The organism is Micromonospora musae (assembly GCF_003626545.1).
GTDB classification, from domain to species: Bacteria; Actinomycetota; Actinomycetes; order Mycobacteriales; family Micromonosporaceae; genus Micromonospora; species Micromonospora musae.
Genome location: NZ_RAZS01000002.1, coordinates 64,841 through 82,508, shown reverse-complemented (window position 1 = coordinate 82,508; position 17,668 = coordinate 64,841). Strand labels below are relative to the sequence as shown.

General features: G+C 70.9%; 15 protein-coding genes and 1 pseudogene. 8 read left to right on the top strand and 8 right to left on the bottom strand.

The genetic code is table 11. From position 1 onward, the window contains the following. Window positions 1-24: 24 nt before the first annotated feature. The 6 genes from D7147_RS04765 (at window position 25) to D7147_RS32880 (ending at window position 8,230) form a co-directional block, all read left to right on the top strand. Window positions 25-2,664, top strand: coding sequence for a fibronectin type III domain-containing protein (locus D7147_RS04765; protein WP_120674071.1), 2,640 nt, complete (start codon window positions 25-27; stop codon window positions 2,662-2,664). Window positions 2,665-2,691: 27 nt separating this feature from the next. After that, window positions 2,692-3,687, top strand: coding sequence for an AAA family ATPase (locus tag D7147_RS04760; protein ID WP_120674070.1), 996 nt, complete (start codon window positions 2,692-2,694; stop codon window positions 3,685-3,687). Then, on the top strand, window positions 3,684-4,958 hold the full coding sequence (locus tag D7147_RS04755) for a DUF58 domain-containing protein (protein WP_120674069.1): 1,275 nt from the start codon (window positions 3,684-3,686) through the stop codon (window positions 4,956-4,958). Before D7147_RS04760 ends, D7147_RS04755 begins: the two co-directional genes overlap by 4 nt. Beyond that, entirely contained in the window at window positions 4,934-7,327 is a 2,394-nt protein-coding gene (locus D7147_RS04750; RefSeq protein ID WP_407663310.1) for a DUF3488 and transglutaminase-like domain-containing protein, read from the top strand. The genes D7147_RS04755 and D7147_RS04750 overlap by 25 nt, the downstream gene beginning before the upstream one ends. A 94-nt stretch (window positions 7,328-7,421) precedes the next feature. Continuing rightward, on the top strand, window positions 7,422-7,916 hold the full coding sequence (locus D7147_RS04745) for a GNAT family N-acetyltransferase (protein WP_120674068.1): 495 nt from the start codon (window positions 7,422-7,424) through the stop codon (window positions 7,914-7,916). 149 nt (window positions 7,917-8,065) lie between these two features. After that, window positions 8,066-8,230 (top strand): hypothetical protein, encoded by a 165-nt coding sequence (locus D7147_RS32880; protein ID WP_233562933.1) that lies wholly within the window; start codon window positions 8,066-8,068, stop codon window positions 8,228-8,230. 705 nt (window positions 8,231-8,935) lie between these two features. On the opposite strand, the gene D7147_RS04735 is transcribed toward D7147_RS32880, so the two are convergent. The 7 genes and pseudogenes from D7147_RS04735 to D7147_RS04710 all read right to left on the bottom strand — a co-directional run bounded on the left by D7147_RS04735 (window position 8,936) and on the right by D7147_RS04710 (window position 14,050). Next, window positions 8,936-9,241, bottom strand: coding sequence for a hypothetical protein (locus D7147_RS04735; RefSeq protein ID WP_120674067.1), 306 nt, complete (start codon window positions 9,239-9,241; stop codon window positions 8,936-8,938). A 51-nt stretch (window positions 9,242-9,292) separates the two neighbouring features. Continuing rightward, window positions 9,293-9,541 (bottom strand): hypothetical protein, encoded by a 249-nt coding sequence (locus tag D7147_RS32080; RefSeq protein ID WP_147437338.1) that lies wholly within the window; start codon window positions 9,539-9,541, stop codon window positions 9,293-9,295. Window positions 9,542-9,704: 163 nt separating this feature from the next. Continuing rightward, the gene (locus D7147_RS04730; RefSeq protein ID WP_120675179.1) at window positions 9,705-10,325 is read right to left on the bottom strand and encodes a DinB family protein; all 621 of its coding nucleotides are present in this window, start codon (window positions 10,323-10,325) and stop codon (window positions 9,705-9,707) included. A 62-nt stretch (window positions 10,326-10,387) separates the two neighbouring features. Then, window positions 10,388-10,624 (bottom strand): annotated as a pseudogene (locus D7147_RS04725) (transposase); the annotation flags it as partial. After that, window positions 10,608-11,189, bottom strand: a complete 582-nt coding sequence (locus D7147_RS04720; protein ID WP_120674066.1) for a DinB family protein — start codon at window positions 11,187-11,189, stop codon at window positions 10,608-10,610. The pseudogene D7147_RS04725 and the gene D7147_RS04720, both read right to left, overlap by 17 nt. Before the next feature lie 153 nt (window positions 11,190-11,342). Next, window positions 11,343-11,831, bottom strand: coding sequence for a YcxB family protein (locus D7147_RS04715; protein WP_120674065.1), 489 nt, complete (start codon window positions 11,829-11,831; stop codon window positions 11,343-11,345). Between the two features lie 143 nt (window positions 11,832-11,974). Continuing rightward, on the bottom strand, window positions 11,975-14,050 hold the full coding sequence (locus tag D7147_RS04710; RefSeq protein WP_120674064.1) for a glycoside hydrolase family 36 protein: 2,076 nt from the start codon (window positions 14,048-14,050) through the stop codon (window positions 11,975-11,977). Window positions 14,051-14,565: 515 nt separating this feature from the next. Here D7147_RS04710 and D7147_RS04705 point away from each other — a divergent pair. Both D7147_RS04705 and D7147_RS04700 read left to right on the top strand, forming a co-directional pair. Then, a complete protein-coding gene (locus D7147_RS04705; RefSeq protein ID WP_199734072.1) occupies window positions 14,566-15,357 on the top strand; it encodes a GntR family transcriptional regulator in 792 nt (263 codons plus the stop codon). A 683-nt stretch (window positions 15,358-16,040) separates the two neighbouring features. Then, the gene (locus tag D7147_RS04700) at window positions 16,041-16,736 is read left to right on the top strand and encodes a hypothetical protein (RefSeq protein ID WP_120674062.1); all 696 of its coding nucleotides are present in this window, start codon (window positions 16,041-16,043) and stop codon (window positions 16,734-16,736) included. Window positions 16,737-16,763: 27 nt separating this feature from the next. Here D7147_RS04700 and D7147_RS04695 read toward each other — a convergent pair whose 3' ends face one another. Then, window positions 16,764-17,660 carry an IS3 family transposase gene (locus D7147_RS04695; RefSeq protein WP_233562932.1) on the bottom strand — a complete coding sequence of 299 codons (897 nt, stop codon included), beginning with the start codon at window positions 17,658-17,660 and terminating at the stop codon, window positions 16,764-16,766. Window positions 17,661-17,668 lie beyond the last annotated feature (8 nt).

The window sequence follows — 17,668 nt, the reverse complement described above, 5'->3', positions numbered from 1 at the left end:
CGACGACGCGGAAGGCAGCCGGTAGTGGCCACCATCGACGACGCGGTGAAGACCGGGTCCGGCACCCCTCGGCGCCGGCGCCGGCCGCGCGGCGGCCTGGTCACCATCGCGACGGTGGTCGCGTTGCTCGCCGCGATGGGGCTCACCGTCCACGGGCTCGGCGCGGCCGACAACGCGGTCAGCAACTACGACGCCAGTTCCTGGTTGTGGAGTGCGGGGCGCAGCGAGTTGGCCCGGGTCAACGGGGTCACCGCCCGCGTCGACACGCGTACCGAGGTGCCGGGCACCCGGCGGCATCCGATGGAGGTCACCCAGACCGACCGGCTGCTCATCCTGCGCGACCTGAGCACCGGGCAGGTCAGCTCGCTGGACCTGGCCACGCTCCAGATCACGGCGACCACGCGGACCACCCCCGGGTTGGGGGTCAACGTCGCCCTGCACGAGGACGCGGCCTTCGTGGTCGACGCCGTGCAGGGGGTCGTGCGGCAGTTGGATCCACGTTCGCTCGCGCCGGTCGGCGAGCCGGTCCGGTATCCCCCGGGCATCACCGGCGGCGCGTTCGACGGTGCGGGTCGGCTCTGGATCGCGGTGCCGAGCGAGGGCACCGTCTCCGCGATCACCGCCGCCGACCTGCCGGACACTCCGGCCTCGGCCCCCGCCGCCGGGGGCGGGGGCGGGCTGAGCCCGGAGCGGGTCGAGACGTACGACGTGGCCGACCCGGCGCACGAGCTGGTGGTCTCCACCCTGGACGACGGTGTGGCGGTGCTCGACCGCACCGCCGGCGCGCTGGTCACGGTGCACGGCGGCAAGGTCCGGCCGACGACGCTCACGACGACCGCGCCGGGTGCGCTTCCGGCGCGCACCAGTGGGTCGATGGTGCCGGTCACGGTGCCCGGGCAGCGGCGGGTGCACGTGGTGGCCGAGGGCGGCGGCGAGGTGGGCGCGTTCACGGTGCCGGGCAGCGGCGACCGGCTCCGCCCGGCAGTCGCCTGGGCGGACCGCTTCTACTGCGCCGACGAGGCGACCGGGCTGATCTACACGTTCGACGCGCAGGGCAGGCTGGTCGACACCATCCGTGGCCGGAGCGCGGGGCCGTTGGAGCTGGAGGTGCGGGAGAACTACCTCTTCATCAACGCGCCCGACTCGGCGACCGCGCGGGTGGTGGACGACAAGCATCAGGTCCGCGAGGTCGACAAGTACGCCAACGACGTGCTCGGCGGTGACCCGCCGCCGGCTCCCCCGCCGCCGCCCCCGCCGAAGAAGCCGAAGGTCGGCAAGCCGGGAGCGCCGCGCAGCGTGACCGCCACCGCCGGGAACGCGCAGGCCCGGGTGAGCTGGCGGCCGGCGCCCGCCAACGGCGCCGAGATCATCCGGTACGTGGTGGAGGGCGCCGGGCAGCGGCGTGAGGTGGGCGCCAACCAGCGGGCCGTGGAGGTCAAGGGCCTGACGAACGGTGAGACGTACCGGTTCTCGGTGCACGCGGTCAACGCCAAGGGCGCGGGCCCGCCGCGGAGCAGCAACCGGGTCACGCCGACGGCGGCCGTGCCCGATCCGCCGGCCCGGGTCACCGCGCAGGCGCGGGCGGACGGCACCGTCGTCGTCCGGTGGCCGGCCGCGAACGGGCAGGGCAACCGGATCGCCCGGTACGCGGTGACCGCCTCGTCGGCGGGCGCGAACGCCCCGGCCGGGGAGTCCACGAAGACCGAACTCGTGGTGCCCGCCGGTGAGCTGGAGTTCGGCCGGCAGTACGCGTTCACCGTCTCCTCGGTCAACAACCGGGGTGTCGCCTCGGCGGCCTCCCCGGTGAGCAACACGGTGGTGCCGTACGCGGCGCCGGGACGCCCGACCGACCTGCGGGCCGCCACGGTGCCGGACCGGCCGGGCACGGTGTCGCTGCAGTGGGCGCCGGCGGAGCCGAACGGCCGGCCGGTGGCGAAGTACCTGGTGGACGTGGGTGGGCGCAGCATCGAGGTGACCGACACCCGGGCCACGGTGGACGGGCTGGGCAACGGGCGCGACGTCACCGTGCGGGTGAAGGCGGTCAACGAGGCCGGGCCCGGTCCGGAGAGCACCGCGACCGCCCGTACGGTCGCCGAGCCGCGGGTCACGGTGACCGGTTCGTCGGCGACCACCACCTCGGCCACGGTGAGCTTCACCGTGGACGCCGGTGGCGGGAAGGCGACCTGCACGTTGAGCACGCCCGGGAAGCCGGCGAAGTCCGGCGGCTGCTCCGCCCTCACCGTGAGTGGTCTGAGCCCGGGGACGAGCTACACGTTCACGGTGACCGCGAGCAACGCCGCCGGCCGAGGCACGACCACCCGCGCCCAGGCCACCGACGCCCTGTACGGCATCGCCACCTGCAAGAACGGGGACTCCGGCGAGGAGGCCACGTACTGCGACCGGGACGTGGACGGCCGCAACGGCAACGAGATCTTCGCGGTGACCCGGCAGGACAACGACCGGCAGGTCGGGTGGGCGAAGCCCGGGACCCGACTGAAGGCGTACTGCAAGAAGCCGGGCGAAGAGGTGTACGCCTACATCTACAACCGGGACAAGCGCAGCACCTGGTGGGTGCAGGTCGCATACGACGGGAAGAACTACATTCCCTGGGCCTGGCTGAACCTGGAGGGTGGCGACAACATCAACGTCCTGCCCACCTGCTGACCCGCCCAGGCAAGGAGCGCCACGCACGTGAACACCCCCGAACCGCTCGGCCAGGCGGAGGTACAGCGCTTCGCCGCCCTCGCCGCCCGCCTGGCGGAGAACGTCAACGCGGTCGTGTTGGGCAAGCCGCAGGTGGTCCGGCTGGCGCTCACCGCCCTCTTCGCCCAGGGGCACGTGCTCCTCGAGGACGTGCCCGGCGTCGGCAAGACCACGCTCGCGCGGGCGGTCGCCGCGACGGTGCAGGGTCAGTGGCGGCGCATCCAGTTCACCCCGGACCTGCTCCCGTCGGACGTCTCCGGGGTGACCATCTTCAACCAGGCCACCCGGGACTTCGAGTTCCACCCGGGCCCGGTCTTCGCCAACATCGTCATCGCCGACGAGATCAACCGCGCGTCGCCGAAGACCCAGTCGGCGCTGCTGGAGGTGATGGAGGAGCGCACGGTCACCGTGGACGGTGTCCGGCATCCGGTGCCGCAGCCGTTCCTGGTGGTGGCCACGCAGAACCCGGTGGAGATGGACGGCACCTACCGGCTTCCGGAGGCCCAGCTCGACCGGTTCCTGGTCAAGCTCTCCGTCGGCTATCCGGACGAGGCGGTCGAGGTGGAGGTGCTGCGCGGCGCGACAGTGCGCTCCCCGGAGGCGCTCGCCGCGATCACCGACACGGAGACCGTCGGGGAGATGGTCCGGATGGCCCGCCGGGTGCACATCGCCGAGCCGCTCTACGGGTACGCGGTGCGCCTCGCCGCGGCCACCCGAACCCATCCGCAGGTACGGGTGGGCGTCAGTCCCCGGGGCGTCATCGCGTTGACCCGCGCGGCGTGCGCGTACGCGCTCATCGACGGCCGGGGCTGGATCATGCCGGAGGACCTGAAGACGCTGGTGGAGCCGGTCTTCGCGCACCGGCTGCTGCTGACCCCGGAGGCGCAGGTGCGGGGGGTGACCGCCGCCGAGGTGCTGCGTCAGGCGGTCGCCTCGGTGCCGGTGCCGCTCCCCTCGGGTCAGCCGGCCCCGGTGCAGAGGTGACCGGTCGTACCGGCCTCGTACTGACCGCCCGGGGTGTCGGGCTGCTCGTCGCCGCCCTCGTGCTGCTCGGCGCCGGCGTCCGGTTCGCGTACCCCGAGTTGACGCTGCTCGGCGCGGCGGCCGGCGTCGCCGTCGGCTACGCCGTCGCGGTCGCGGCGCGGCGGCCCCGGCTGACCGTCACCCGCGTCGCCTCCCCGGACCGGGTGGGGCGCGGCGAGCCGGCCAGCATGGAGCTGACCGTACGCAACTCGGGGCGGCTACGGGCGGTGAACCTCCTCGCCGAGGACCGCTGCGGCGACCGGCCGGTACCGGTCCCGCTGCTGCGGCTGCGGCCGGGCCGCGACACCACCGTCCGCTACGACGTGCCGACGGTGCGCCGGGGCGTGGTCCGGGTGGGGCCGCTGCGGGTGGTCCGCCGGGACCCGCTGGGGCTGGTCACGTCGGCCCGCCCCTACGGCGGCACCGTACCGGTCTGGGTGCATCCGCGGATCCACCCGCTGGACGCGGTGCCGACCGGCGCGGGGCGCAGCCTCGACGGCCGCGTCGACGCGGTGCCGCACGGCTCGATCACGTTCGACTCGTTACGCGAGTACGTGATCGGCGACGAGCTGCGCCGGGTGCACTGGCGTACCAGCGCCCGGGTGGGGCAGCTGATGGTGCGGGAGAACGTGGACACGAGCCTGCCGCGCTTCGTGGTGCTGCTGGACAACCGGGCCGCCGCCCACCCGGAGCGCGGTGGCGGGTGGGCCGCGTCGTTCGAGGCGTGCTGCGAGGCGGCGGCGTCGATCGTCACCGCCGCGCACCGGGCGGACCTGCCGGTGCTCCTGCTGTTCGTGGCACCGGAGCGGGCGGGGAGTCCGGCGGCGAACGACGATGCGCCGGCCCGCGGCGGGGCCCGCGGATGGGTGGGCCGGCGCGTCCGGTCGCGCCGGGCGGGGGACGGCGACGCCGGCTCCGGCGGTGACTCCCCCGCCGCTCCGCTGGACCGGCTGGCCGCCGCCGAACTCGTCGCCGAGGACGACGCGCTGCGGGCCACCGCGACCCGGCTGCGCGCCGACCGGCTCGGCGACACGCTCGTCTTCCTCACCGGGCCGGGCGGCCGCGGCGACCTCGGGCACGTCGGGGCACTGCGCGGCGCGTACCCGTCGGTGGTGGTCGGGGTGCTCGGCGCGGCCGAGCCGACGCCGCCGGGCGCGGCCGCGCTGGTGGTGATCGACGCGGCCGACGGGGCGGGCTTCGCCGTCGAGTGGGACGGGATCAGCCGGTGGTGACCGTCCACGACGCCCCGGCCGCGGCCGACGTGGAGCGGGACGCCACCGGAAGCGACCCGGCCGGCGGACCGGGCCGGCGGCGTCGGATCGTGGCGGCGCTGCGGGCGGCACCGGTGCCGCTCGCGCTCATCGTCATGACCGCGTTGTCGGGAGTGGTGCTCGGCCGGGTGTACGCGGGCCCGCTGCTGCCCCAGCTCGTCGCCGCCGCCGCGGCCGGTTCGGTGCTGGTCGGGGTGGCCGCCCGACGGCTGCCGTCCTGGCTGGTCGCGCCGCTGTCGGTGCTGGCCATGGCGGCCTTCACCGGCTGGTCGATGCGGCTGGCCGCGGCCCGCGCCGACCTGCCGGGCGGCCTGGCCGAGGTGACCGTGGACGCCGCCCGTAACGGCATTCCCCGCCTGCTGACCGCGATGATCCCCGTCGAGCCCACGCCGGACACGCTGCTCGTCCCGCTGGTGGCGACCTGGCTGGCCGGGCTCGCGGGCGCGGAGGTGGCGCTGCGGAGCGGCCGGGTGCTCGCCGGCTACCTGCCCGCCGTGCTCCTGTACGCGGGCGCGCTCTACCTGGTCGGGCCGAACGCCGCACCGGCGCTGTGGCCCACCATCGTCTTCGTGGCGGTCGCGGCCCTCGGTCTGGTCACCTCCGCCCGGCCGAGGCCGGACGTCGTCGACCCGGTCGCCGGGCCGGCGCCGGCACTGCGGGCCGTCGTGCGGCTGCGCCTCGCGGCGGGCACGGTGGTCGGGCTGGTCGTGGTGCTCGGCCTGGTCGCGGCGCTCGGTCCGACGGTGGTCGCGCAGGTCGACGGCCGGCCGGTGGACCCCCGCCGGTACGTCGAACCGCCGAGGGTGGAGACGCTGGACGAGAACCCGCTGGTCCGGATCTCCGGCTGGGCGCTGCACCCCGAGCAGGAGCTACTGCGGGTACGCACCGACCGGCCGGCCTCCGACGCGACGGCGTCGCCCGGTTCGTCGGCGGGGCCGGCCGACCCATCGCGCGGCGACCGGGCCCGGATCCGGCTGGCGGTGCTCAGCAACTACGACGGGGTGACCTGGCGGGTCGGCGCGACATACCGCAACGCGGGGCGGATCCTCCCGGCGGTCACCCCGGCGTCCGGCAGCACGATCGAGACCGTCCGGCAGGAGATCACCATCGGCGAGTTGAGCGGACGGCTGCTGCCGGCTGTCGCCACTCCTCGCGAGGTCAGCGGCGCGCGGGTGGCGTACGACCCGCTCACCGGCACGCTGATCCGGCCCGAGGGGCTGACCCCCGGACTGCGGTACACGGTCACCTCAGACCGGGAACACCCCGACGAGAACCTGCTTTCCATCGCGGACGTACCGGCCGGCGACCCGGTGGGCCGGGTGCTGCGGGTACCCGACGGGGTGCCCGAGCCGCTGCGTCGCCTCGCCGCCCAGCTCGCCGAGGAGAACGGCGCCCCGTACGCCCGGGCCACGGCGGTCGAGGAGTTCCTCGCCGAGCACTACCGGCTGGTCGCGGACGCGCCGAGCGGGCACGCGTACCCGAACCTGGCGTTCTTCCTCTTCGGTCCCCGTAACGGCGGCGGGCAACGCGGCACGTCGGAGCAGTTCGCCGCCGCGTTCGCGGTGCTCGGCCGGCTCACCGGCCTGCCGACCCGGGTGGTGGTGGGCTTCGAGTCGACCGGGGACGGGCCGGTGCGGGCCGGCGACGCGTACGCCTGGCCGGAGGTGCTCTTCGACGGGGTCGGCTGGGTGCCGTTCGATCCGCTGCCCCGCCCCGACGACGAGCCCCGACCGGTGGAGGAAGATTTCCGCCCGACGCCGGAGGACCCACCGCCGTCCGAGGCGCCGCAGCCGTCCGTGGAGCCCACCGCTTCACCGGAGCCCGCGGCAGCACCGGGCGGGCCCCCGCAGAGCCGGGGCGTACCGACAGCGGTGCTGGTGGGTGGCGGGACCGGTGGCCTTCTCCTACTCGTCGGAGCGGCGCTGCTCGTCCTGCTGGCGATGCGCCGGGCCCTCACCCGCGGCCGGCTGGGACGGGGTGACCCCGGTGAGCGCATCGCCGGCGCCTGGCGGGAGGTCACGGACGCGCTGCGGCTGGCCGGCCGGCCGGTCGGCGCCGACCTGGCCGCCACCGAGATCGCCCGGCTGGCCCGGAACGCCGTGCCCGAGCCGACGCCCGCCGCGCCGGGCCGGCCCGGGGTGGCCGCGGACGTCGGCGAGTTGGCCGACCTGCTCAACCAGGTCGGCTTCGCCCCCGGCTCGGCCACCGGTGAGCAGGCCGACCGCGCCACCGGGATCGCCCGGGCCTACGTGGACGGTCTGCGCGCCAGCCGTCCCCGCTGGCGGCGGCTGCTCTGGCCCATCCACCCCGGCCCGCTGCGCTGGCGCTGACCGGATCGAGGTGCGGGTCGGCTGTTCGTCGACCCGTCGACGATGCGACCGAAAGGCCATTGCCTGCTTCTCCGGGCTGCGGCAGCCTTCAGGGGTGATCGAGACGCTTGTGCTGACCGAAGGTGACTGGAAGATCTGGCGGGAGCTGCGGCTCGCCGCGCTGACGGAGGCCCCGTACGCCTTCGGTTCGCAGCTGGCCGACTGGCAGGGCGACGGCGACCGGGAGGACCGCTGGCGTGGTCGGCTCGCCATCGCCGGCGCGTTCAACGTGGTGGCGATGCTCGACGGGCAGCCGGTCGGGATGGCCAGCGGGGTGCCGACCGATCGGGACGGCGTCGTCGAGCTGATCTCGATGTACGTGGCGCCGGTCGGACGTGGCCGAGGGCTTGGCGACCATCTCCTGCGCGCCGTGGAGCAGTGGGCTCGGCAGGTGGGCGCGGGAACGCTACGGCTGGCCGTGGTGGAGGGCAACGCGAACGCCTCGGCGCTCTACCTGCGCAACGGCTTCCACGACACGGGCGAGCTCGGCGACCTGATGCCCGACGGGGTCCGCCGGGAGCACATCATGGCCAAACGATTGGCTGCTTAGCGCGCCGGCTGCTCTCCGCCCGGTTCACCGGCGGCCGTGGGCGTCCGGCGCTGCACGCGGCCGTCGCCTCGCCGAGCACTTCGCCGCCGCCGAACGCGAGCCCGGCGTCAGCCGCCGACGCCTTCTTCGACCCCAGCTCCGAGGAACTGGTGGCGAACCTGCTGCTCGCCGCCGCCGTTTCTGGCCGGGACATCCTCGCCGCCTCGAGGTGGTCGGTCAGCCCCCGCGACGACGAACCGGCGATGCTGCTGCGCGAACCTGGCTACGCCCCTCCTGCCGGCGCAGTGGCCGGCGTGGTCGACATGCAGGTCTAGGCGTTGGAGCTCAGGTAGCCGCGAGCCATCGGGTCACTGTGTCGGTGAAGACCACCTGATATGGAAGACCTCGTAGGTCTTCTGCGGTCGCCTCCAGGCCGCGAGCCCAAGCTAGCTCGGCCAGCCATGACCAAAGGGGATGTGCGTGCTCCTTTGCGCACTCTTCGTCGTCGGGAAGCACGGCGTTCAACACGTGCTGGGTGATGCTTTCCTGACTCTCAACGAGCGGAATGACACCACCCGGGACGCCGGTTGATCTAGCAGTGACAGTGAACCCACGTTCCGCGTGCAGGAGCACGCGCCGCCCGTCCTCCAGAATCGCGAGCTCACTGACCGTGAAGCTCCGGGTACTCGCATCATGGGGGTACGCCCCTCGGAGATCGCAGCTGGCAACTAGGCCAACGATGCGGCCGGGCTCGACTGGGGAAAGATTTTCGGGAGCACGGTAGGCGCCCGGGCGCGGGCGCCAACCGGCTTCTCCGCTGCTCACTGCCTAACTCCCGAGATTCCCGTGATCGTTCCTGCTGTACCTAACTAAACCGTGTCATCTGATCACCGGTTACGGGCGTCGCCGGGACGGCGGCAGCTAACGATCAGGGGCTACACGCGCGGTTCACGGCACCCCCGTAGTACCACCCAGAAGCGTCGACAACACCGTTAGATCCACACTCCCGGCCACCGGCGGGAAGTCCTGTCAGCTCATGGTCACTGCAGGTAGGCGCAAGTGGCGAGGAAGGTCTTCATCGACTCGGCGTCAGCCACCATCCGCACCTCGTGGATAGTGGATGTCCCACCGGGGCCGTCGATGCGCAACTCGAAGGAGTCCTTTCTTTGCCCAACGAAGGTAGAAAGCAGGGAACCGATCTGCTCACAGTCGTCCCAGCTGTTGACCTGAACCGCGACACCCGAGTCGGTGGTGGCAGCCGGGGCACCCCGATCGGCGATCCACTTCTGAACGGCGAAGTTGACCTGTGGGTCATCGCCGATGAACTCGATCGTCAACTCAGTCACCGTTGTACCACCTTCGAAGCACGACCTAGCGGAAATGAAAGGACGCTGGCGTCAGGCCTGGACCAGAACGATGGTTTCGGAGACCTCTCTGTTGCCGACGACTTGACACAGAGAGGTGCCGTTCAGATCGATATCAGTAGCACCCTGCCAGCCGACGGTCGCGCTGCTTGAGCAGTTGGTTCTCGCATTAGATCTGCGGCCGGAGCCGCCTCCTGCGAGGTAGTCGCCCGAGCCTGAGGCAACCGTCACCCACGGGCATCCGAGAGGATCGCACCAGTACGCCTGCAAGTCGATGTCCATGTTCGCCGTGCTCGGACACGTGCCGGCGATGTGGAGCAAGTAGCGGTGGACGGATGTCTAGCACTCCGGCAGCTCCGACCGAAGCCGGCAGGGGAAGCCGCCCGGTTCATCCGCGGCGATCTTCAATGGCGCACACAACGGGGGCTTGCATCTGGTACTCGGTTCAGTCGTGCGCGGTGCCGGCATCATCGTCGTGACCAGGCCTGGCGCCGGCGGCGGCCTTGGCGGCCTGCTCGATCCTCGCGCGCTGGGCTGCCCAGAACGCCGGATCGTGTTGCGTGTTCGCGTACTGGGCCGCCGTCCCGGTCGCGCCGTCGAGCTGTTCGCGCAGGATGTCGGCGTGTCCGGCGTGCCGGTTGGTCTCGGTGAGCACGTGAACCAGGATGTTGAACAGCTTGACGTTGGGGCGTGGCCACCAGGGGACGTGGCCAGGGGCGTCGATGGCGAGCGCGGTGATCGTCGCGTCCGAGTGCTTCGACACGCGGCGGTAGCGGTCGATGATCTCCTCGCGGGTCTCGTGCTCCGTCGCCCACATGAGCGCGCCGGGCTCCCGGACGTCGTTCCACCGGGGCTGGGGCTCGGGGAACGGCCGGTCGAAGACCTCGCCGAAGTACCACGATTCCGAGATCGACAGGTGCTTGACCAGGCCGAGCAGGTTGGTTCCGGTCATGGTCAGCGGGCGGCGGACGTCGTACTCGGGCAACCCGTCGAGCTTCCACAGCATCGTTTCGCGGATCTCGCGCAGGTCGTTGTGCAGGTACTCCTTCGCGAATTCATCGATCATGACGAACGAGCTTGCCATGCGTAACCGGCTGGCTCAACCCTCACATGTGCTGGCCGTGCTGCTCGACCAGGGCGGTCAGCGGCCGCGCGAGCTGCTCCCGTTCCGCCCCGGACGGTGGGCCAGGACGCGTATTCAGCCGGGACATTCCGCCATGGGGCGCCGATGCGGATCCGCCACCGGATCCCATCAATAAGCTGTCGTTTCTCCCACTTCGGCCGACGACCTGTCCTCGGCGCGGCAGGCAGCAGCGGAGCCAGAGCAGCCCACTGCCCGTCGGTCAGGTCATGCCGCCTCGTCAGCCGACCTGGCGGTCTGCTCGATCTTCGCGCAGTAGGCTGCACGGGCTTCCTCGTCGATCTGGTTTTCGTGTTCGGCGCGTAACCCGGTCCGGCCGTCGAGGCCCTCGCGCAGGATATCGGCGTGCCCGGCATGCCGGATGGACTCGCCGAGGACATGGATCGTGATGGCGAACAGGTTCGTGTCGGCATAAGGCTCCGGCCACCACGGCACGTGGCCGGGGGCGTCGAGGGGAAGAGCGTTGATCGTCGCGTCCGAGTGTTCCCACGTGCGCTGGTAGAACGCGATGATCTGATCGCGGGTCTCGTCCTCGGTCGCCCACAGATCGCTGCCGTTGGAGTCCTGCCACCGGGGCAGCGGTTCCGGGGAAGGGCGGTCGAAGACCTCGCCGAAGTACCTGGCCTCGACGGTGGCCACGTGTTTGACCAGGCCGAGGAGGTTGGTCCCGGTCGCTGTCAAAGGTCGGCGGGCGTCGTATTCGGACAAGCCGTCGAGTTTCCAAAGCAGCGCCTTGCGGTCCCGCCGCAGCCTCCCGTGCAGGTTGGCTTTCGCGAAATCATCGATCATGCGGCATGAGCCTGCCATGGGCTACTCGTGGTCTCAAGATCCCGTACGTGGTCCGCAACGACCGGCAGAGCCGAGGCCTGGCCATGGCCGCCGCCCTGACCTGCTACAGCTCGCGAAACTTGCCACGTGAGACAACCTCTAACGAAACACGCCTTAGAGCAGCCCACGCTGGGCCATGAAGGCCCGCAGCGTCTCGGCATCCTCGGCGGACATCAAGCGGCGCGGGATCACGGTCGCCGGCATCCGGCCGACGTACACGATCCAGAAGTCAGGGGTGCTCCGCACCTGGGCGACCCCGTCCCAGGCGATACCGCCGGACTCCGAGCCGCTGCGCATCATGATGTTGTCATCGGTGATGTCGTAGGCGCCCGCGACGGCGTAGCCACTGGAGCGGCGTCGGGCGCGCCACCGCACGAACGGCGCGTACAGCATCGACAGCACGCCGGCCACGACCAACGCCGTAAAGAGCGGCACGATCCGGTCGCCCCGCGCGGACCCCTGCGCGACGGCGAGACCGATCACCCCGACCACCGCCAGCACCGCGCCGATATATCCGTACCGGCGCAGCCGAACACTGCTGAGCGCGGCGGCCACGCGGCCCGGGTAGGCGGGATCGGCCGGGACGTCAAATCGGATCTGCACGCCAGAACGATAGTGCCCCGTCGAGGTGCCGGCGGCCGGTGTCGCTCGATGACCTGGTGCGACGACCGCTCTCCGGTACGGGAGGGCCGCGAGGTCTCCGGTGATTCGAAGACCTCGCGGCTCATCCGTCACCTCGGTTCAGTTCACCCGATGGGCTCGGCCACGACGAGCTGGAACTTCTCGAAGGTCAGCTTGACCGTGTTGTGCCTGGCGTCGACGGTGCCGAGGGAGACGCCGTTGAACGGGTCGGTCAGGCGGTAGCGGCCCCGGCCCAGACCGCGCAGCTCCACCGCGCCGTTCCACTGGTCGGCGTAGAAGGCGTAGTGCAGGGTCTTCTCCTTGGCCACGACGTGCGCCTCGGGCTTGTCGAAGCCGATGTCGTACAGCTCGCCCCGGTACTCGCCGGTGGGCAGCATGTTCTGGCTGTACAGACTCACCCACTTGCGCCAGACCGCCTCCTTTTCCGGGGTGAGCACGTTCTCGTCGTCCGGGCCCGCCGGGTAGGTGAACTTGGTCGACAGGACGGCGCCCACGCCGTAGCTGGACGCGAAGTCGTTGCCGTTGTCGCTGAGCTCGACGTGGTCGCCGGCGTAGCTGGCGCCCTGACCCATCAGCGCCTTCATCGTCTTGCCCTTGGTCCGGACCTGGTAGGACGAGGTCGGGTCCGAGCCCGGGTACTGGTCGATGTAGGGCAGGTTGTGGAAGGCGAAGGCGGTGCCGCAGGGGCACAGCTCGATGACCGCGTTGCGGTTCGCCTCGTGCGCGGCCTCGTGCACCGCCCGCCAGAACTGCGCCAGACCCTCGGTCGACTCCTCGGGGCGGGCGTGCCCGTGGGCCGGGTTGTAGCAGGGCGTGACCCCGTTGAGGTGCTGGCCGTCGATCTTGAGTCCCTCGTAGCCCCAGTCACCGATGAACTTCTTCACCTGGCCGACGAAGTAGTCCACAGTGGGCTGGTACGCCGGACACAGGGTGTAGGCGTCCCACCAGGTCACCTCCTGCTTGTTGCCGTCGCGGTCGAGCAGGAGCATGTCGGGACGCGACTTGAACAGGTTGCTCTCGGGGTCGGCCGCGAGCGGGGCCCACCACAGGCGCGGGCGCAGGCCCGCGTCCCGGATCTGCTTGGTGAAGGAGCGCATGTCCGCCTCGCCCCGGGGGAACTTCTGCGGGTTGAGGTCCCAGTCGCCCTCGTTGGTCTGCCAACCGTCGTCGAGCACCGCCCACTTGAGGCCGACCTCACGCACCTTGGGAAGCGTTGCGACGACCTGCTCGACGGTGAAGTCGCGCTCGTAACCCCAGGCGCACCAGATCGGTTCGAGGGCCGGCTTCGGCGTCTTGGGGGCGCGCAGGCCGATGTCGCTCATGTAGTCGCGGTAGCGCTGCAGCGGCACGAAGTAGTCGCCCGAGTGGGCGGTCAGGAAGGTAGTTTCGGTGGTCAGCTGCTGGCCCGGCTTCAGGGTACGGACGACGTCGCCCTCGACGGCGATGCTCGCCCCGACGGCCGTCTTGCGGACCGGCAGGCGCAGGATCTTCGCCACGGGTTCGACGTGCCCGACGGAGATGCCCCCGCCCGAACGCCAGACGGACGCCATCGGCGTGCCGCCGCCGTAGTCGGAGGAGTCCATCCCCAGCGAGTTCTTCTGGTCGAAGTCCTCCGTCACTGGCTGCACCCAGTCACGACGGTCCTCGTGGGTGGTGCCGGAGAAGGTGTAGAAGCCGCCGGGCTTCGCGAGGAGCTGGTGGGCTCCGCTGCGCCACCCGGTGACCTTCAGGTCGGCACCGGACTTGTTGGTGTAGGTCACCCGCATCACGATCATGCCGGTGAGGCGCTGGAAGGAGGTCAGCTCCACCGTCTTGCGTACGCCGGTTCTGGAGTCGCCCTCGATGGTCACCTGGACGCCCGCGCCGTGCCGGTGATGCTTGGTCTTACGGGTCTCGTGTCCACGGTAGGCGAAGTCTTCGATCGCGGTGTCGCCCAGCAGCAGCGCCTCGCTCGCGTCGAAGCGCGTGACGTCGACGTCCTTCAAGGCCACCCGGCTGTGCAGCTTGTCGTCGAACTCCACGGTGATGGAGGTGTCGCCGACGCCGACGACGTCGGGACCGCGGTGCGGTGCGGCGGCCGCGGGGGTCGCGCCCACAGCCGTGGTCACGGCAGGGAGCGCGGTCAGGCCGGCACCCCCCAGTGCCACCTTCAACATGGTCCGCCGCTTCATGTTGCTCATGTCAATCTCCCTTCGGGCTCGTCGCGCAGCGCTACAACCGGGTCGCGCCGGTCGCTCGTCGCTGTGGATCCTCGAGATCGGGTCACCTCGAACGTGCCGATACGTACTGCCGGGCCGAGGACCGGGTCACGCAGATCCGACGGCTGCCCGTACGGGCGGCCGCGAGCTCCGGTCGACCTGGTTCGACCTGGCATCCACGGAGAGCGAGACGGCATCGGCCAAGGAGCGCGACGCCGCCGCCTCGTTCACCACTGAAGTCACGATGCAGACCAGAGGGATACCAAATGCCGGCCCGAGCCGCCGGTGGCGACAAGGCCGAGCAGAAGCTCACGCATGTGGGGTTCCCCATTCCGCGCCGGATGGTCTGCCCGACGAACGTAGGTGGTATATTCTTGGCTTGTCAATGGCCGGTTCCCGGTAGTTTTTGGTTCGTTCACCACGACCCGAGGCGGAGCGGCGCGCCGGACATGGGCGTCCGGCTCCAAAGATCGATCGCACTGGTATGGTTGGCTGGTATGACTGTTGCGAGGACGCGGATGCCCCGTGGCCTGTTCGCCGACGACGCGCTTCCCCTCTACGAGCGAACCGCCAAGCAGCTGCTAGACGACCTGCGCGCCACCGCCGCCCACCCAGGTGACCGGCTGCCCTCCGAGCGAGCGCTGGCGACCCGATACGCCGTCTCGCGCGTGACGCTGCGAGCCGCCCTCGCCGACCTGGAGTCGCGCGGCATCGTGCGCCCGTCGTCGACGCGCGGATGGTTCGTCGCCGACCTCGACCAGCTCCCCGATCCGCCGGCGGCCACTCCCACCGAGGCGACCCCCCAGGTGCAGGGCCTCGCCGACTTCGCCCGCGTCAACGGCCTCACGCCGAGCAGCCGGGTCCTCTCCGCCACGGTCCGCCCGGCGACGGTCTCCGAGGCCGAAGACCTCCGCATCGCCCCCGGCGCCGACCTCTTCGAACTGCACCGACTCCGCTTCCTCGACGGCCTGCTGGTCGTGCTCGAGCACAACCGGCTCCCGCTGGCGGCCTGCCCGGCCCTGGCCGAGACCGACTTCAACACCGCCTCGCTCTACGCCACCCTGCGCGCGGCCGACCCGCCGCAGACGCCGCGCGTCGCCGACTACTCGTGCGAAGCCCGGCACCCGACGCCACGGGAGATGGAGCTGTTCGAGATCGGCGACACCATGCCGATGCTCGTGGCGACCACGCTCACCTTCAACCAGGCAGGCCGCCCGATCGAGCTGACCGTCCAGGTCTACCGCGGCGACCGCTACCGCTTCCGGGCCTCCATCACCAATCCGGCCTGATCGAGTTCGTCCTCGGCACCGCCCAGGGCGGTGCACACGACTTCCTTGACGTCGGGGCGTCCAGCTCGGCGGATGCCCCGCCCTCAATATAGGATTCTGGTGAGGGTGTCCCCGCCGGCCGGGCCTGACCCGGCCAGCTCCGACGCCGGGAGCAGGGTCCGTGGCCGGGCGCAGTTGGGTCAACTGCGCCACTTTGGCGGTGTCCGCCGGGGCGCGGTCCGCGACACGAAAGCCAACTCCGTCTGTTCCGGCACCGTCCGTACGTGCGTCAAGGCCGCCTTGACGTGGCGGACCGGGCGGCCCGCTCCCCAGACGGGCGGGTCGGCGGCAGACGGAACGGCGGGCCAGGCGTGGGTGTCTAACTGAGTGACGATCGAGGTGAACACCCACGGACGGCTATGGACGATCGGGGACCGTTCACGCAGCTCAGAGGCTTACCGGCCGCAGGTCAGGTGGTCACGATCATTCCTTCACACCGAAGAGGTCACTGGTTCGATCCCAGTATCGCCCACGCAGGTGAAAGGCCACTTCCCGGCTTCGGGAGGTGGCCTTTCTGCTTGCGTACAGCAGTGAAGTACAGCAACGGTCATTGGGAGCGCAGCCGGTCGCAGGAACGCCAGCCGATATGGCCTTTCAGCGCTCGATCCGCCTGGCGGTCGGTCGGCGATGCTACTTTGCCGGCCGTGAATGACTACCTGGACGCCGTCGACTGGGATTCGCTGGAAGGTCCGTATGGGCCGGCTTCGGATGTGCCGAGGCTGTTGCAGTCGCTTCGATCTCCGGACCCGGGGGCCCGGGGCGAGGCGGAAGAGCAGCTCGAAGACCATCTCCAGCACCAAGGGTTGGTGGAGGAGCCGGCGGCGACCGCAGCGCCGTATCTGATCGATCTGCTTGCCGATCAGGAGGCACCGGATCGGCTGGTGGCCTCTCGCCTCCTGCGGACGATCCTCGATTGTGTCGAGCTGTACGAATCGCCGAGGCCCGCGTCCGACATCCCGACGCTCAGGGAGCTCGCATCGCAGCGTTCGGACTGGTGGTTGTCCAGGTCGCCAGAGTGGCGCAAGCATGGCGGGTATCAACGCCCGGTCACCCATCCCTGGCACGCCGCAGCGTATGAGGCAATGCGGGCCGGTGTCCCCACGTACCTGCAGGTCCTGCAGGATTCCGACCCGGACCTTCGTCTGAGGATGGCGGATCTGCTCGCCTCCTTCCCGCAGGAGTGGGCAACCATGTCACCCGTCCTGGCCCAACGGCTCGCGGTGGAGACGGACCCGGCCGTAGCCGCAGAGATGTGCATCGCGGCCGGACTCGCCGGCCAGCCCTCCGATGGCGCCATCGTGGATGCGGTACGCCGATGGCGCGGCAACTCCGACCGGTGAGTTCCCCCCGCTTTGATGGAGCGGTGGTTACCTGCTGCCGGCTGGCGCAGGGTCGGCGATAGTTGGTTCGGCTGGTTCGGTCTGGCGGCTGTGCCAGGCGGTCTCGTACTCGTTCGGGCTGAGGTAGCCCAGTTCCTTCTGGATGCGGCGGGTGTTGTACCAGCCGTCGATGTAGGCAAAGATCGCGTTCTCGGCTTCGTCGCGGGTCCGCCAGCTTGTGCGGTAGACGAGTTCGATCTTCAGCGCTGACCAGAAATTCTCCATCAGGGCGTTGTCGTAGCTGTCGCCGACGGAGCCCATCGAGGGCAGGATTCCGTTGTCCTGCAAACGTTCCGCGAAGCGGAACGACGTGTAGTTCGACCCGCGGTCGCTGTGGTGGATCAACTGGCCGTCGCGGACGTCGCGGGACCAGATGCCGTATTCGAGGGCGGCGAGGATCAGGTCGGTGTCGCAGCGGTCGGAAGTCTTCCACCCGACGATCCGGCGGGAGAACGCGTCACGGACCGCGGCGAGCCAGAACACGCCTTCGCCGCAGGGAATGCGGGTGGCGTCGGCGACCCAGAGCCGGTTCGGCCCGTCGGCGGTGAACTGTCGGTTGACCAGATCCGGCGCTGGCGTGTGCCGTGGGTCCTGCTTCGTGGAGCCGCCGCGCCAGCCTCGACGCAGGAACGCCCCCTGCCATCCCTGGCCGGCCATCAACCGCTCGACGCGCTTGCGGCCCACACGGATGCCGTCGCGGTGTAGCTGCCGGTGGACCCGGTCCGCGCCGTAGGTGCGCCCAGAGGTCTCCCAGATCTCGTGGATGTTGGAGACCAGCCCCAGGTCGACCACGTCGCGGTCGCAGGGCTGCTCGGCCTGCTTCACCCACGCGTAATAGGTCGAGGCGCCGATGTTCAGAACCCGTAGCAGGAGCGCGACCGCCAACTGGTCAC

Excerpts from the sequence above, each read along its gene's own strand:
- D7147_RS32080 (WP_147437338.1), bottom strand. The coding sequence starts at position 9,541 with ATGGACATCGACTTGCAGGCGTACTGGTGCGATCCTCTCGGATGCCCG.
- D7147_RS04730 (WP_120675179.1), bottom strand. The coding sequence starts at position 10,325 with ATGATCGATGAATTCGCGAAGGAGTACCTGCACAACGACCTGCGCGAG.
- D7147_RS04720 (WP_120674066.1), bottom strand. The coding sequence starts at position 11,189 with ATGATCGATGATTTCGCGAAAGCCAACCTGCACGGGAGGCTGCGGCGG.
- D7147_RS04710 (WP_120674064.1), bottom strand. The coding sequence starts at position 14,050 with ATGAGCAACATGAAGCGGCGGACCATGTTGAAGGTGGCACTGGGGGGT.
- D7147_RS04705 (WP_199734072.1), top strand. The coding sequence starts at position 14,566 with ATGACTGTTGCGAGGACGCGGATGCCCCGTGGCCTGTTCGCCGACGAC.